General features: G+C 57.5%; 12 protein-coding genes. All 12 read left to right on the forward strand.

The features are described 5' to 3' along the window. The first annotated feature begins 33 nt into the window (after positions 1 to 33). The 12 genes from tssH to ABJK70_RS02290 all read left to right on the forward strand — a co-directional run bounded on the left by tssH (position 34) and on the right by ABJK70_RS02290 (position 14757). Entirely contained in the window at positions 34 to 2745 is a 2712-nt protein-coding gene (gene tssH, locus ABJK70_RS02235; RefSeq protein ID WP_347257328.1) for a type VI secretion system ATPase TssH, read from the forward strand. A gap of 101 nt (positions 2746 to 2846) precedes the next feature. Then, positions 2847 to 3857, forward strand: coding sequence for a M35 family metallo-endopeptidase (locus ABJK70_RS02240; protein WP_347257329.1), 1011 nt, complete (start codon positions 2847 to 2849; stop codon positions 3855 to 3857). A 130-nt stretch (positions 3858 to 3987) separates the two neighbouring features. Beyond that, a complete protein-coding gene (locus ABJK70_RS02245) occupies positions 3988 to 4314 on the forward strand; it encodes a hypothetical protein (protein ID WP_077731018.1) in 327 nt (108 codons plus the stop codon). Between the two features lie 215 nt (positions 4315 to 4529). Continuing rightward, positions 4530 to 5438, forward strand: a complete 909-nt coding sequence (locus ABJK70_RS02250; protein WP_347257330.1) for a DUF2934 domain-containing protein — start codon at positions 4530 to 4532, stop codon at positions 5436 to 5438. A gap of 348 nt (positions 5439 to 5786) precedes the next feature. Beyond that, positions 5787 to 6629, forward strand: coding sequence for an FYVE zinc finger domain-containing protein (locus ABJK70_RS02255; protein WP_347257331.1), 843 nt, complete (start codon positions 5787 to 5789; stop codon positions 6627 to 6629). Positions 6630 to 6695: 66 nt separating this feature from the next. Beyond that, positions 6696 to 8030 (forward strand): tetratricopeptide repeat protein, encoded by a 1335-nt coding sequence (locus tag ABJK70_RS02260; RefSeq protein ID WP_347257332.1) that lies wholly within the window; start codon positions 6696 to 6698, stop codon positions 8028 to 8030. 125 nt (positions 8031 to 8155) lie between these two features. Then, positions 8156 to 10105 carry a type VI secretion system tip protein VgrG gene (locus ABJK70_RS02265; RefSeq protein ID WP_077731022.1) on the forward strand — a complete coding sequence of 650 codons (1950 nt, stop codon included), beginning with the start codon at positions 8156 to 8158 and terminating at the stop codon, positions 10103 to 10105. A 32-nt stretch (positions 10106 to 10137) separates the two neighbouring features. Then, complete coding sequence (locus ABJK70_RS02270; protein ID WP_077731023.1) at positions 10138 to 10743, forward strand: hypothetical protein; 606 nt, start codon at positions 10138 to 10140, stop codon at positions 10741 to 10743. Positions 10744 to 10778: 35 nt separating this feature from the next. Then, positions 10779 to 11072 (forward strand): PAAR domain-containing protein, encoded by a 294-nt coding sequence (locus ABJK70_RS02275; protein WP_077731024.1) that lies wholly within the window; start codon positions 10779 to 10781, stop codon positions 11070 to 11072. Between the two features lie 181 nt (positions 11073 to 11253). Then, on the forward strand, positions 11254 to 12540 hold the full coding sequence (locus tag ABJK70_RS02280; RefSeq protein ID WP_347257333.1) for a paraquat-inducible protein A: 1287 nt from the start codon (positions 11254 to 11256) through the stop codon (positions 12538 to 12540). Then, positions 12524 to 14179 carry an MlaD family protein gene (locus ABJK70_RS02285; protein ID WP_077731026.1) on the forward strand — a complete coding sequence of 552 codons (1656 nt, stop codon included), beginning with the start codon at positions 12524 to 12526 and terminating at the stop codon, positions 14177 to 14179. The genes ABJK70_RS02280 and ABJK70_RS02285 overlap by 17 nt, the downstream gene beginning before the upstream one ends. Next, the gene (locus ABJK70_RS02290) at positions 14176 to 14757 is read left to right on the forward strand and encodes a PqiC family protein (RefSeq protein WP_077731027.1); all 582 of its coding nucleotides are present in this window, start codon (positions 14176 to 14178) and stop codon (positions 14755 to 14757) included. The genes ABJK70_RS02285 and ABJK70_RS02290 overlap by 4 nt, the downstream gene beginning before the upstream one ends. Positions 14758 to 14793 lie beyond the last annotated feature (36 nt).

The following is a 14793-nucleotide window of genomic DNA, read 5'->3' on the forward strand; positions in this document are numbered from 1 at the left end:
GATTAAAAACACCGGATCTAGGGGGATCGCTTCATGGGAGAAATCAGCCGGGTCAAGCTTTTCGGCAAGCTTAACCGCATTTGCTACAAAGCTATCGAAAGCGCGACCGTATTTTGCAAATTGCGGGGCAATCCGTACGTCGAATTGGTGCACTGGCTGCATCAATTGCTTCAGCTTCAGGATTCGGATCTGCACCGCCTCATCAAGCAGTTCGGCATCGATCCGGGCCGCCTCGCCAAGGATTTCACCGAGTCGCTCGACCGCTTGCCGCGAGGAGCTACGTCCATATCCGACCTGTCGTCGCACGTCGAGGAGGCGGTCGAGCGCGGATGGGTATACGGAACGCTAATGTTCGGCGAAAACCAGGTCCGCTCGGGCCACCTGCTCGTCGGCATTTTGAAGACTCGGGGGCTGCGCGGCGAACTGGTCGGCATTTCGAAAGAATTCGAAAAGATCGGCCTCGAAACGCTGACCGAACGGTTGGCTGAGTTCGTTGGCGGTTCGCCCGAAGACGGATTGGCCGCGACCGACGGATTTCAGGCAGGCGGAGCGGCTCCTGGCGAAGCGAGCGGAGCTATGTCGCCTGCTGCCATGGGCAAGCAGGAGGCGCTCAAGCAATTTACCGTCGACCTGACGGAACAGGCGAGGCAGGGAAAGATGGACCCTGTCGTGGGACGCGACGAGGAGATCCGCCAGGTCATCGATATCCTTATGCGCCGTCGTCAGAACAATCCCATCCTGACGGGCGAGGCGGGCGTCGGCAAGACCGCGGTCGTCGAAGGATTCGCCCAGAAAATCGTGGCGGGCGATGTGCCGCCGCCTTTGCGCGATGTGAGCTTGCGCACCTTGGATGTCGGGCTCCTCCAGGCCGGGGCCAGCATGAAAGGGGAGTTCGAGAATCGATTGCGGCAAGTCATCGAGGAGGTCCAGGCCTCGCCCAAACCGATCATCCTCTTCATCGACGAGGCTCATACCTTGGTTGGCGCGGGCGGAGCTACCGGTACCGGCGATGCCGCCAATCTTTTGAAGCCCGCCTTGGCGCGCGGCAACCTGCGCACGGTGGCGGCGACGACCTGGGCGGAATACAAGAAATACATCGAAAAGGATCCGGCATTGACGCGCCGCTTCCAGGTCGTCCAGGTGCACGAACCGAGCGAAGAGAAAGCCATACGCATGATGCGCGGCGTGGTTTCCGTGATGGAAAAGCATCATCGGGTGCAAGTTTTGGACGAGGCGCTGGAATCCGCCGTCAAGCTTTCGCACCGTTATATCCCGGCGCGTCAGCTCCCCGACAAAGCCGTCAGCCTTCTCGACACCGCCTGCGCCCGCGTTGCCATAAGCCAGCACGCGGTGCCGCCCGAGGTGGACGATTGCCGAAAGCGCATACAAGCACTCGAAACCGAGCTGGACATCATCGGCCGGGAACGTTCCGTAGGGATCGACACGACAGCCCGCGAAAACCGCGCGCTAGCCGAACTGGAGGCCGAACGTGAGAGGCTGGCGGCGCTGGAAGGCCGCTGGAACTCCGAAAAGGAAGTGGTCGAAAAGATTCTGGCCCTGCGTCAGCAACTTCGGGAGCAGACCGGAAAAGTTGAAGGCACCGGCAGCGCCTTGGAGCAGGCGGCGGAACAGGCGGAACCCGCACCCGCCGTCGACCGGGATGCGCTGTTGTCCGAACTCAAGGACCTGCAAAGGCGGCTGCACGCATTACAAGGCGAACATCCGCTAATCCTGCCCACTGTCGACGGCCAAGCGGTCGCTTCCGTAGTCCAGGATTGGACCGGCATTCCCGTCGGACGCATGGTTAAGAACGAGGTCGAAACCGTGCTGAAACTGGCCGATATCCTGGAACAGCGAATCATCGGCCAACGCCACGCCTTGGAAATGATTGCCAGGCGTATTCAGACCTCCCGTGCCGGTCTCGATAATCCCAATAAGCCGATCGGCGTCTTCATGTTGGCCGGCAGTTCGGGCGTCGGCAAGACCGAAACCGCCCTGGCTTTGGCCGAGGCTCTCTACGGCGGCGAGCAGAACGTCATCACCATCAATATGAGCGAATATCAGGAGGCGCACACCGTATCGACCCTCAAGGGTGCTCCGCCGGGTTACGTCGGTTACGGCGAGGGCGGCGTTCTGACCGAAGCGGTAAGGCGTAGGCCCTATAGCGTGGTGTTGCTGGACGAAGTCGAAAAAGCCCATCCCGACGTTCACGAGATCTTCTTCCAAGTATTCGACAAGGGCTGGATGGAGGACGGCGAAGGCCGGGTGATCGACTTCAAGAACACCCTGATTCTCCTGACTACCAACGCCGGGACGGACCTGATCATGAATCTGTGCAAAGACCCGGAACTGATGCCCGAACCCGACGGCATCGCCAAGGCTCTGCGCGAACCCTTGCTCAAGGTTTTCCCGCCTGCCTTGTTAGGCCGCCTGGTCGTCATTCCTTATTACCCGTTGAGCGACGAAATGATCGGTGCCATTGCGCGGCTGCAGCTCGGCCGCATCGAAAAGCGCATCCGGGAAACCCACAAGGTGCCGTTCAGCTATGACGACGAGGTGATCAAACTCATCACCAACCGTTGCACCGAGCTCGAGAGCGGCGGGCGCATGATCGACGCGATTTTGACCAATACCGTGTTGCCGAGGATCAGCGAAGAGTTCTTGATCCGGATGATGGACGGGAACGCCATAGAGCGGGTGCATATCGACGTGCAGGATGGACAATTCGGCTACCGGTTTGAATAAAAAATAAGGCCGCGACAAAGTTTCGGCAGCATCCTCGTGGTGACCCTGTTGCTACGAGTCTGTAATCAAAACAAGAGTACGAACCTGAGGGGGAAATTCGGATGGACGTGTTCACCGAAGTCTATGACAAGAGTATCGAGTTGCTTAAGACGTCATCGCTGCAAAAGGACTGGAAAGACATCGAGTCCGGATTGAAGAAGCTGCTTCAATCCGATGGTCCGTCGGTCGATGCCGCACCGGTACTCGACAAGCTGCGCAAGCAGTTGGAAGAAGCCGCGAAGGGGAAAGCCTTGAGCGGCCGCGCGCAGTCCCAGGAGATCCTCAGCGCCTGTCAGACCGGCAGTTCCGGCTACCAAGACCGTGCGGCGTGCATCAAGCAGTTCCGGCATTTCTATCTGGTGGCGAAGAAAGGTAACCAGAGCATATGGGTTGTCGACTCTCCGAAGCACTATGGCAAGTGGACCTATGATCTCTTCGCCGGCAGGAACGAAGCCCAACTCAAATCGGATCTCAACCACTGGCGCGAGGTGTTCGGTGAGGGTAATCGGAAGATGATGTCCGACGCGCTTCAGCTCGCCCGCAAGTGGAGTTCCGATGTGGAGGTCAAGCTGAGCGGCAAGTCCGGGGATGCGAACGACACGATCCGCCGCTGGTTTCACACCGACGGTGCCAAGACCGGTGATCTCGATGCCAGCCGGGGCAAACTGCTCGACGGATTCAAGAAGATCACGGCGGCCTGTAATTCCGGCAAGGTGATATTTTCCGACCGTCCCCACAAGCGCGCGGACGGGTCGATGAAAAACACCTTCGCCTCGGTCAACAGCCTGGACGTCATGCCGGTGATCTACATTTACGAATTGTTTCTGCGCACCGGCAAGCGTACGCGTCTCGGAAACATTCCGAAGCTGTGGCTGTGCGCCCTGACGGTAGTCCACGAATTATCCCACAAGCTGGTTAAGACCGAAGACATCCGTTACGACTACGACGGACTCAAGCCCGGCAACGCATTCAAAACCGAAGATGCCTTGAACAACGCCGATAGCTGGGCTTACTTCGCCGGTGATCTTGTCGGCGCGATTCCCAAAAGTGCGATCAAGGAAGCACTAAGCTAAACCAGACGATTGCCCCATGTGCACACTTTTCCGGCAAAGACTTTGTAAGCTCATCATCGTGGCTGCGACGGTGTTTCCTATATTCGCATGGGGCGACGCAGCTACGCTGCCCCAAATAAAGGAGTCAGGCATGGAATCTTCCAAGAGACGTGCGCCGGCGGCGAAGCCGGTCACCCACAAAGGCATACGCTACGAGCAACTGCGTGCGGCGCGCTCACGAGGCTTCGGACAGAGCGGCGGCGTTATCGCGGCGGTCGACGAAGCCAGCGGTCAGGAACTCTGGACCTTGCAATTGTATACCACGCAGTACGACCCCCACGAGGAAACCGATGCACAGGAGGTTTATATCGAGGAACTGCGTATCGATAAGAAGTCCGAGACGTTGATCGCACGCGACGAGCGCGGGCGCACGTTTATAGTCAATCTCAAGGATCGCACGGTCACCGAAAAGCACTAGGCGACTGGGGCGTCCGACGGGCTGGAGCGCGGCGCAGGACGCACGAACACGGCGAATTGGCTCGGGTTTTCTGATTCGGTCGATGGAGGCGAATCCCATCGATCGAGGGCACTGAGTGTCCCGGATCAGGGATTTGGGTACGGGTTCGGGTCATTTTTTCAAAAAACGCGGCATAAAATGCTGCACGTGAGCCCCGACGGGGATTAGGAGAAAGCATGGCCGAGCAGACTGCTCGTGATTTGGTGGCGTACAAGAACTACACGCCGACGGGTCTCACTGAGACGAGACTAACCAGAAAGCTTACCCTGGACCAGGAGTGGGTATTCGGTGGATCGGGCGGCGTCGATATCATGATCAAGTTCGACAAGAACTTTTTCAAAAAGCACCTGTTTACTTACTCCAAGAAAACCAATGAGGTCGCACAGATCGCCTTCTTCCTCTCAAAGGAGGCCGGCGACCCGCCCGGCAGAGAAATGGACTTCTGGCTCCAGGCCGAATTGATCAAGCTCAATCAAAAACTTCGGAAGGCGCTGGAACACCGTGCAGAAGCCTATCGGTGCACTTGCGGGCACTATCTGATCTCTCACGCCTGTACAAACTGCGGGCATGGCCCGGCAAAACACAAGACCGGGAGTGGGGCGAATTGCGCATGCAAGGAAGACACTGGTGCCGGAATAAAATGCGGCTGCACCACCTATACCAACAGATGTGTCGAATCCGGCTGCGCTTGCGGCGGGTTTACGAATACACCGACAGGGGCGTACGCAACATCCCGCAGCAATAGCGGAAAGGGACCCGATAACCCTTTGCAAGGAGCTCCTACGCAAGTAAATACGTGCATTATTCTCGACCGGATACCCATGGAAAAATTCAAAGACGTGGTCATCAAATCGTTCGAGACCGCAGAAACGACATCCCACACCTGGGCGATCAATACCGAAAAACACCTGACATGGGATTTCGGAATCGCAAACTGTGTGGTCAATGCTTCGCTTGGGCAAGCTCCGAAAGATTGGACAACCAGCACCGGTGTAACGGTATCGACCAAAAAACTCAGTTTTACCCCGGCCAGCAGCGGAAAGCGGGACCTGTACACTTATCAGGTTTTCCACTTGAGCAATTGACGCGAGATACCGGTATAGCGGACTTACAAAGGCAATCTAGGATGTCCGAGATATCCGGTGTAAGGTCCGTAGATCAAGGCCAAACCCATCCTGTGTATCATCCGGATCGTATTTCGACCCCAGAGATGCATAGGATGAGCTAAGTAGCTTCTATAATTTCCTCTTGTGTTCCTTTAATCCCGATTCATTTTCTATTAGGCGTTATTTCGAATGGAGATTACATAAATGCCGCTAGCACAACCGAATACGAAAGGAGTATTCCCGGCGACGATGGGAGGGCAACCCATACCCGAGATAAAGGTCGCGGATAATACTGCATTAAGCGATATGGAAGATATCCATTTTGGTATGAATATCGATGAGGCCGACAATGCCGATCTTTATCGGGATCTCGATCGCGGAAATCCGGTGGAGGCCGACCTTGTCGGCCTTGGCCCAAGAACCATCGATATCAAGCGGCGAGGCGGGAGAACCGCGGAGGATGACTGGGAAATACACTGGGGAAATGCGAGAGCGCGCGGGCTCAAAGGCATGGACGACACGAAGTTCCAAAACTTTAACCAGGCTAGGCCCATTAAGCACCGCCAGTTTCCGGCGGGTGCGCATCTGGGCGGCGTCGACGTAGGGGGAACAAACAAAGAATATAGCCTAGGTGCCACCACAAAAGCGGATACCGAAGGCCTTGAAATGGGTACGAGGTGGTCCAAAACCGCGCTTGAATATTCGCTGGCGCATGGCGGCGGAAAAATCCATTTTCACCTGGACGGAATGGGTGAATTATCCGGTATTTTCGATAAAACCGGGGATTATGGCTATAACGTCACCAGCCGCGAACTGCGGTACGTCAAGAGATTCTGGATGAGATTCCAGCATAAGGTGATATTTTATAACGGATATACGGCCGCTCTATTGCCGGTGATTGTCTGTCCTCCCTGGATACCGAACTGGGAACCGGATAGCGCGACGAACACGTGCCGGGTATGCAATAAGGAATTCAGCAGAGTATTTCCGGTCCGGTGGCGTCATCACTGCCGCTTGTGCGGCAAGAATGTTTGCGACGTCTGTTCGCCCGACCGCGTCCGGTTGACGTTTCCGGTTCAGCGGCCCGGGCACGTACGTGAAACCGGCCCGGTAAGGGTCTGTAGACCCTGTTATTTGGCCTTCAATCGTGCGCTTCCCGCTCCGATATAAGTGTCGGCGATGCTGAAAAAGAAAGGCCCGAATTTCCACGCTCTGTACTATTCCGAAAGTTGATCTATGTTGGACGACGAACCGTCAGATTTCCGCATCGAGGAAGTAACCCCCGAGTTGGCGTTGAGCGGTGCGATTCGCTTGCTGCAAGCGAATCGCCTCGATGACGCCGAGCGGATTTTCAGCGTACTACTGGAGAATTATCCGGACATTCCCGAAATTCTTCATTTCTACGGCATCCTCGCGCATCGGAGAGGCAGAGACGATCTGGCCGTCGAGTCGATCGAAAAGGCCATCGCCATTGCGCCGACCTATGCCGATGCGTACAACAACCTCGGCAACATCTATAACAAGGCCGGCAAGCCCGAAAAGGCGGTGGACGCCTACCGGCGCGCGATCGAGCTGAATCCCGGAAACGTTGCTGCGCACAACAATCTCGGCACCGTTCTCAAGGATCTGGAGCGCTTCGAGGAAGCCGCGGAGCAATTCGCCAAGGCGATCGAACTGATGCCGGACAACGCCGAGCTCTATCACAATTTCGGAAACGTATTCCGGAAGCAGGGCAAATTCGGGGAGGCCGCCCAGGCTTACCGCAGAGCGATCAATCTCCGGCCGTACCGCTCGGACGATTACGAAAATCTTTGCCATGTGCTGTACCTGCAAGGCTTGGTCGAGGAAGCATTGCCCACGATCCGTCAATGGCTGGAACACGATCCGACCAATCCTCTGGCGCTGCACCGGCTGCATTCGTATGCCGGGACGGACGCCCCGGCGCGCGCTTCGGACGACTACGTCCGCATGACGTTCGACAGCTTTGCCGATAGTTTCGATTACGTGCTCAAGGGGCTCGATTATCGGGCTCCGGGTTTGGTCAAGGAAGCCGTCGCCGCATTGTACGATCGGGATCGAGTCGACCTCGAAGTGCTCGACGCCGGCTGCGGGACCGGGCTGTGCGGGGAATTCTTGCGTCCTTATGCGCGTCGGCTGACCGGCGTGGATCTGTCCGTCAAAATGCTGGAGAAGGCCCATGCCAGACGGCAATACGACGATTTGATCGAGAGTGAATTAACAGCCTACATCGGACGGCACACGGATCGGTTCGACCTGATCGTCTCCGCCGATACGCTGGTTTATTTCGGCGATTTGAGCGCGGTTTTCGAGCGGGTAGGGCGGGCACTGCGCCGGGGCGGATACTTCATTTTCACGGTGGAACGTAACGACGAGCGGCCGTCCGAAGGGTACAAGATCAATCTCCACGGGCGTTACAGCCATACGGAGGATTACCTGCAACGTGAGCTGGAAAGCGCCGGGCTTTCCCTTCGGAGGGGCGAGCAGCAGATGTTGCGCTACGAGGCCGGTGTGCCTGTGGAAGGGTTTCTGATCGTTGCCGCGCGGTCTTGAATTCGGTGGTTGCTCGCTGCGACCGGAAAGGTGTCTCGGGCGGAATCGCCTGAAATCATCGGTCTATATCCCAGGTTTGTTAGTATTCGACAAATTGTCTCCAATCATTCTAATGGGTTAGTTTTATGTCGTTCACCCAGGATTTCCGCTCCGCTTCCGTAACGAGTCCTTTGGGCAAAGACGTCTTGTTGTTCTTCCGAATGCAGGGGCGGGAGGAATTCAGCCGCTCGTTCGAGCTTGAAGTGGATTTGCTCAGCGAGAATCGGAATATCGCCGCCAAGGACGTTCTGGGAAAGAAACTGACCGTCGCGCTTGAACTTTCCAACGGGGGCAAACGTTATTTCAACGGCTATGCCGTTCAATTCAGCCAGGAACCCGATCTCGGCGAATTCGCGCATTACCGGGCGGTTTTGCGGCCGTGGCTATGGTTTCTGACGCGCAAGACGAATTGCCGCATTTTTCAGGACAAAACCGTACCGGAGATCGTCAAGGCCATTTTCGAGGAGCATGGCTTCAGCGGCGACATTCAGGAATCGCTGAGCGAAACCTATCGGCAGCGCGAATACTGCGTACAGTATCGCGAAAGCGACTTCGATTTCGTCAATCGGCTCCTGGAAGAAGAAGGCATCTACTATTTCTTCAAGCACGAAAGCGACAAGCACATTCTCAATCTCATCGATTCCGCCAATGCCCACTCGGCGGTTTCCGGGTATGCGGAAGTCCCTTTCTTTCCCCCGGAGAATCAAGAACGGCGGCTCCGGGATCACATCTTCGCCTGGTCCTTCAAGCGGGTTATTCAGCCTGGGACTTACACGGTCAACGATTTCGACTTTGAAAAGCCCAAAGCCTCCTTGATCGAAAAGACAAACCGGCCGACGGAGGACGATTACAGCAAATACGAACAATACGATTATCCGGGAGGATACGTTGCGAATGCCGACGGGTCGCATTACTCGAAAGTGCGGTTGGAGGCGCTCCAGTCGGATTACGAGCGGTTTTCGGGCGAGGGTAACGTCGCGGGCCTGGAAGTCGGAGCCTTGTTCAAGCTGATCGATCATCCCCGGCAGGATCAGAACAAGGAATACGTGGTTACCGGAATGGAATTCCGGCTGCAATCCAACCGCTATAAGTCGGCGAGCGACTCGGCCGGCGATTTCGCGGAGAAGCTCGGCATTTCCGCCATTGCCAAGACGCAGCAGTTTCGTGCCGCCCATCGCACGCCGAGACCCATGGTTCGCGGGCCGCAAACCGCCATAGTGGTCGGCAAATCGGGCGAGGAAATCTGGACCGACCAATATGGACGCGTGAAGGTCAAGTTTCACTGGGACCGCGCGGAGAATCGGGACGAGACCAGTTCGTGCTGGGTGCGGGTGTCCCAGCCGTGGGCGGGAAAAGGATGGGGAGCGATTGCGATACCCCGTATCGGCCAGGAAGTGATCGTTGATTTTCTCGAAGGCAATCCGGATCAGCCGATCATTACCGGCCGCGTCTACAACGCGGAGCAGACCGTGCCCTATGCCTTGCCCGGCAAGGCCACGCAAACCGGCATCAAATCGCGCAGCAGCAAGGGCGGGGGACAGGACAATTTCAACGAGATCCGCATGGAGGACGATAAGGGGAAGGAGGAAATCTATATCCATGCCGAGAAAGACATGAATGTGGTTGTCGAAAACAGCGCCACGCTCAAGGTCGGTTTCGACAAGAAGGACCCCGGCGATCAGACGATAGACATCTACAATCACCGGACGACGACCCTGGAGCAGGGCAACGACAAGCTGCAGCTCAAGCAGGGCAATCGGGAAGTGGTGCTGGACATGGGCAACCACACCTTGTCGATCAAACAGGGGAATCAGGAGACCAAGATCGATCTGGGCAAAAGCACGCTGGAGGCGATGCAGTCGATCGAACTCAAGGTCGGGCAGAACAGTATCAAGATTGATCAAAGCGGCATCACGATCAAAGGCATGATGGTCAATATCGAGGGAACCAGCATGGCGGAACTGAAATCGCCCATGACGACGGTAAAGGGCGACGGAATGCTGACCGCCAAGGGCGGTATCGTCATGATCAATTAACCGAGTTGTAATCTCCGAGACTGAAAAGCAAAATGACTGAACCCGTTTTCACCAAGGTCTCTGCGCCCAACGCCGCGGCCGTGTGCCGTGATATCGACCTCGACGAAGCCGCACTCCGATTGCTGAATCCCGAAATGAGCCCGGCTGGCTTTTTACGCCTCCTTATGGAAAACGCCTTGTATCCCGAGGCCGTTAAATTCCTCGCACGGGCGCTTCCGAAACGGGAGTCGACCTGGTGGGCCTGCCTATGCGCCCGCAGCGCTTTAGCCAATGATCCTGCTTCGCCAGCGATAAAACCGCTCGAACTCGCCGAGCGCTGGGTTTACAAACCCAGCGAGGAACATCGGCGTTCGGCTTTTGCCGCGGCGGAGGCGCATCAGTTCCAAGGGGCGGGGAGCTGGGCGGCGGTGGCGGCGTTCTGGAGCGGGGGCAGCATGGCTCCACCGGATGCGCCGGCCGTTCCACCCGCGGACAATCTTACCGGGAAAGCCGTTGCCGGAGCGGTCATGTTGGCTGCGGTTCAGAACGAGCCGGAAAAAGCGCCGGAAAAGTACCAACGCTTCTTGGCGCAGGGCATCGACATTGCCTGCGGCGGCAACGGCCGGTTGGCCTCCAAGCTTGCCGGTGCGAATGCGTAATGGCGCGATCGAATGACTGATACAGTGAGGGCAATATGAGCAAACCCGCGGCCCGCCTCACCGATATGCATACCTGTCCCATGTTCGACGGCCCCAAACCCCATGTGGGAGGGCCGATCACGGCTCCCGGCGCGCCCACGGTGCTGATCGGTTCTTTGCCCGCCGCTCGGGTCGGCGATGTGGTAACCTGTGTCGGACCGCCGGATACCATTGCTCAGGGTTCGGCCACGGTGATGATCGGCGGTCAGCCGGCGGCGCGCATGGGCGACATGACCGCCCACGGCGGTGTGATCGTCGTGGGCCAGCCGACTGTTCTCATCGGCGGATAAACGGATCGACCGTCATTTAAGGAATGCACCGGAAACGCGACGCCTCTCCGGCGGAGCTTAAGGTATTATCCGGTGTGCGTTCGGACCTTTTGCGCCGCTCTCCGGAATCAGGGGGATTTTTAAGTAAGTAAACACATCATTTCAGATTTTTAAAAGCCATTCATTCCACGACTTTTCTCTCGTGTGTTCGTCTGTTGTTCCCGCCGCGCCGGCTGTCCCTGCCTTCGGCGATTTAGAAAACCTCTGCGCTTGCCACGAATGTGATCTTTTGCAACGCAAGGTCCCGCTTGCGCCGGGGCAAAGCGCCCGCTGCTGCCGCTGCGGAGCGCAGCTCTATCATGCGCCGAAAGACACCCTGGACCGGACATTGGCCTTTTCCCTTGCGGCATTCATTCTGTTTTCGGTCGCCAATCTGTTCCCTATTCTGGGGCTGAGCATCCAGGGCAAGCACACGGAGGCGACGCTTCTCGGTGCCGTGCTCGAGTTGCAGAAGCAGGGCATGGGAATGATGGCCGGCCTGGTTCTGTTTACCACCATTGTGGTACCGGCCATGGAGCTTCTGGGACTGTTATATGTGCTGCTGCCGCTGAAGCTGAATAAGAAGCCGCCGGGTCAGGCCGCCGTGTTCAGATTGATTCAGGTGCTGCGGCCATGGGGCATGATCGAAGTCCTGATGCTGGGCATCCTGGTTTCCCTGGTCAAGCTCGCTCACATGGCGACTGTTCAGCCGGGCTGGTCGCTGTGGCTTTTCGGCGGTTTTATTTTCGTGATGGCGGCGACCGCTGCCTCGTTGGATAGCGAAGAGATTTGGGCGCGGTTGGGGCGGCGCTGTCCCGTCGCCACTCAGCAAAACTCAGGGGCCGGCTATTTGACGTGCCATGCCTGCGGAATGCTTTCCTATGCCCCGGCCGGGAAGCACGAGCAGCACTGCCCTCGGTGCGGTAGCGTGCTGCACGTCCGCAAACCGAACAGCGTCGGTCGATGCTGGTCTCTCCTGATCGCCGCCATGATTTTATATGTTCCGGCCAATGTGTTGCCGGTCATGTCCACCTCTTCGATCGTCGGGGCTCAAGTCGACACCATCATGAGCGGGGTGATCTATCTGTGGGTATCGGGATCGTGGCCTTTGGCACTGCTGGTGTTCTTTGCCAGCGTTATGGTGCCGCTGCTGAAACTGATGGCTCTCACTCTACTCTTGGTGACGGTTCAGACCGGATCGCGCTGGCGGCCGCTGGACCGCACCCGGCTATATCGGCTGACCGAAAAGGTCGGCCGTTGGTCGATGGTGGATATTTTTGTCGTTACCATGCTGGTGGCCCTGGTGGATGTGCGCCCTCTGGCGGCGGTCCAAGCCGGGCCCGGAGCCATTGCCTTCGGCGCCGTAGTGGTGCTCACCATGGTTGCCGCCATGAGCTTCGACCCGCGACTGATATGGGATTCCGTACAAGAAAATGTTCATTCGAGATAACGATTCAAATTCCGCTTCGAAGACCGACAAGGGCGATGCGTTGCCGACGGCGGTCGCAGCGCCGCCGAGCCGGTTCGCCTTTTCCGTCGTTTGGGTCATACCGCTGGTTGCGGCGCTGATCGGTGCCTGGCTGGCCTGGAAAGCGATCTCGGAACGAGGCCCTGTGATCACCCTTATTTTCATGAGTGCCGAGGGTTTGGAGCCGGGCAAAACGCCTATCAAGTATCGGGACGTAGAGGTGGGCAAAGTCGCCGATGTCGCCCTGAGCGAAGATCGGACCAGCGTCATCGTCACCGCTCAAATGCGTGACGGAACCGAGGATTGGCTGGTGAAAGACACCCGTTTCTGGATCGTGCGTCCGCGCGTGGTCGCCGGGAACATTTCGGGTTTGAGTACTTTGCTTTCCGGCTCTTATATCGGCTTGGACGTGGGGAGTTCGACGGAGCGGAAATACAAATTCCGCGGTCTGGACGTCCCGCCCATTCTAACATCGGATCTGCAGGGCCGGCGCTTCGCTCTCAAGGGCGAGGATCTGGGCTCTTTGGATGTAGGATCTCCTATCTATTTCCGGCACATTGCGGTTGGCAAGGTGCTGGGCTTCGAAATGGATCCTGCGGGGACCGGTGTAACCATACAAGTTTTCGTGGAAACGCCCTATGACCGGTTCGTGACCGCCGACACCCGTTTTTGGCACGCCAGCGGTCTCGACTTAACACTCGATGCCAATGGCGTCAAGATCGACACGGAGTCGCTGATGAGCATCATGCTCGGCGGAATCGCTTTCGCCATGCCGGCCGGCGACGGAAAAGTCGAGCCTGCGGTGGAAAACACGGCGTTTACCCTTTACGCCAATCGGTCCGCGGCCTTCGCGCCACCCAAAACCGAACGGCGCGCGATGGTTTTGTATTTCGACGAAACGATACGAGGGCTTTCGGTCGGTGCGCCGCTCGATTTTAGAGGCTTGCCTGCCGGAGAGGTCACCGGCATCCGGGGCGAGTGGGATACGCAGAACCACCGTTTCCGTATTGCGGTCGATATCGGCCTGAGTTGGGGTGGGATGATACGCAATCAAAAACGCGAACTTATCACCACGACCCGCGAGGCCGTGGAGAGACAGTTGAGCCGAATGGTGGAGAAAGGGCTTCGTGCGCAATTGCGCACAGGCAACCTAATCTCGGGGCAACTCTATGTCGCTCTCGACTTCTTCCCGTCTGCGCCGTCGGCACATTTGGACTGGACGCGGGACCCGCCTGAGTTTCCGACCATGCCGGGCACTTTGCAATCGCTCTCGGACAGCGCGGAACATATCGTGAAAAAACTGGACAAATTACCGCTCGACGAGATCGCCGCGGACCTGCGGAAAACCATGGCATCGTTGAATCAGACACTTAAGAGCGTGGAGCGGCTGACCTCCAATTTGGATCGCGAGCTGATGCCGGAGATGAAGACCACGATTATCGACGCTAGACGGACCCTGACCGAAGCCCAGAAGACGCTTGCCACCGACGGACCGCTCCAGCACGATGCGCGCGACGCGCTGAACGAGGTTTCCCGGGCAGCTCAATCGTTACGCGTGATGTTGGATTATCTGGAGCGCCATCCGGAATCGCTTCTTATGGGTAAAGAGAAACAGCCATGATCCGTTTTCTGTGGATGACGATATTCGTTAGTCTTTTCGCCGGGTGTGGCGGTTCCGCGCCGGCACGTTTCTATACGCTGATGCCGGCGAACGACCCGGTGGCCGCACGGGGCACTCTGAGCGATAGCGCGAAAATAATCGTGGTGGGGCCGGTGACGATTCCCGCCGCTTTGGATCAGCCCCAGCTAGTCGTTACCAAGGGCGAACATGAAGTCGAGGTTCTGGAGCAGCATCGCTGGGCAGCGCCGTTGAAGGACGAAATCACGAGCGCACTGGCCGCTCGCCTTTCCCGTCTGGTTGGCGATGCGACGGTAACCGCCTACGCCCAATCGACGTCTCTTGATCCGAATGTGCGGATTCTCATAGATATTTCCCGATTTGAACTTCGCCCGAAAGATAGAGCCGTTTTCGAAGCGCTGTGGACGATCAAAATGAATGACGAAACGGCGGTCCGCCGCGGACATACCAACGTGGCCATCCCTGCCGCGAATAGCAGTTACGTAGGGTTGGCAACCGCGCAAAGCCGGGCGCTCGACGCCTTGGCGCAGGACCTCGCCGCCGCGTTGCGAACTCGGTGACTCGATGCCCGATGTTCGTAAGCTGAAGAAATTACC

Origin of the sequence: Methylocaldum sp. (assembly GCF_039794385.1) — a bacterium.
Taxonomy (GTDB): domain Bacteria; phylum Pseudomonadota; class Gammaproteobacteria; order Methylococcales; family Methylococcaceae; genus Methylocaldum.

What these genes read in the sequence shown, in the direction of transcription:
- ABJK70_RS02245 (WP_077731018.1), top strand. Translation starts at nt 3,988, where the DNA reads ATGGAATCTTCCAAGAGACGTGCGCCGGCGGCGAAGCCGGTCACCCAC.
- ABJK70_RS02290 (WP_077731027.1), top strand. Translation starts at nt 14,176, where the DNA reads ATGATCCGTTTTCTGTGGATGACGATATTCGTTAGTCTTTTCGCCGGG.
- ABJK70_RS02275 (WP_077731024.1), top strand. Translation starts at nt 10,779, where the DNA reads ATGAGCAAACCCGCGGCCCGCCTCACCGATATGCATACCTGTCCCATG.
- tssH (WP_347257328.1), top strand. Translation starts at nt 34, where the DNA reads ATGGGAGAAATCAGCCGGGTCAAGCTTTTCGGCAAGCTTAACCGCATT.
- ABJK70_RS02250 (WP_347257330.1), top strand. Translation starts at nt 4,530, where the DNA reads ATGGCCGAGCAGACTGCTCGTGATTTGGTGGCGTACAAGAACTACACG.
- ABJK70_RS02265 (WP_077731022.1), top strand. Translation starts at nt 8,156, where the DNA reads ATGTCGTTCACCCAGGATTTCCGCTCCGCTTCCGTAACGAGTCCTTTG.
- ABJK70_RS02270 (WP_077731023.1), top strand. Translation starts at nt 10,138, where the DNA reads ATGACTGAACCCGTTTTCACCAAGGTCTCTGCGCCCAACGCCGCGGCC.
- ABJK70_RS02260 (WP_347257332.1), top strand. Translation starts at nt 6,696, where the DNA reads ATGTTGGACGACGAACCGTCAGATTTCCGCATCGAGGAAGTAACCCCC.
- ABJK70_RS02240 (WP_347257329.1), top strand. Translation starts at nt 2,847, where the DNA reads ATGGACGTGTTCACCGAAGTCTATGACAAGAGTATCGAGTTGCTTAAG.
- ABJK70_RS02285 (WP_077731026.1), top strand. Translation starts at nt 12,524, where the DNA reads ATGTTCATTCGAGATAACGATTCAAATTCCGCTTCGAAGACCGACAAG.
- ABJK70_RS02255 (WP_347257331.1), top strand. Translation starts at nt 5,787, where the DNA reads ATGAATATCGATGAGGCCGACAATGCCGATCTTTATCGGGATCTCGAT.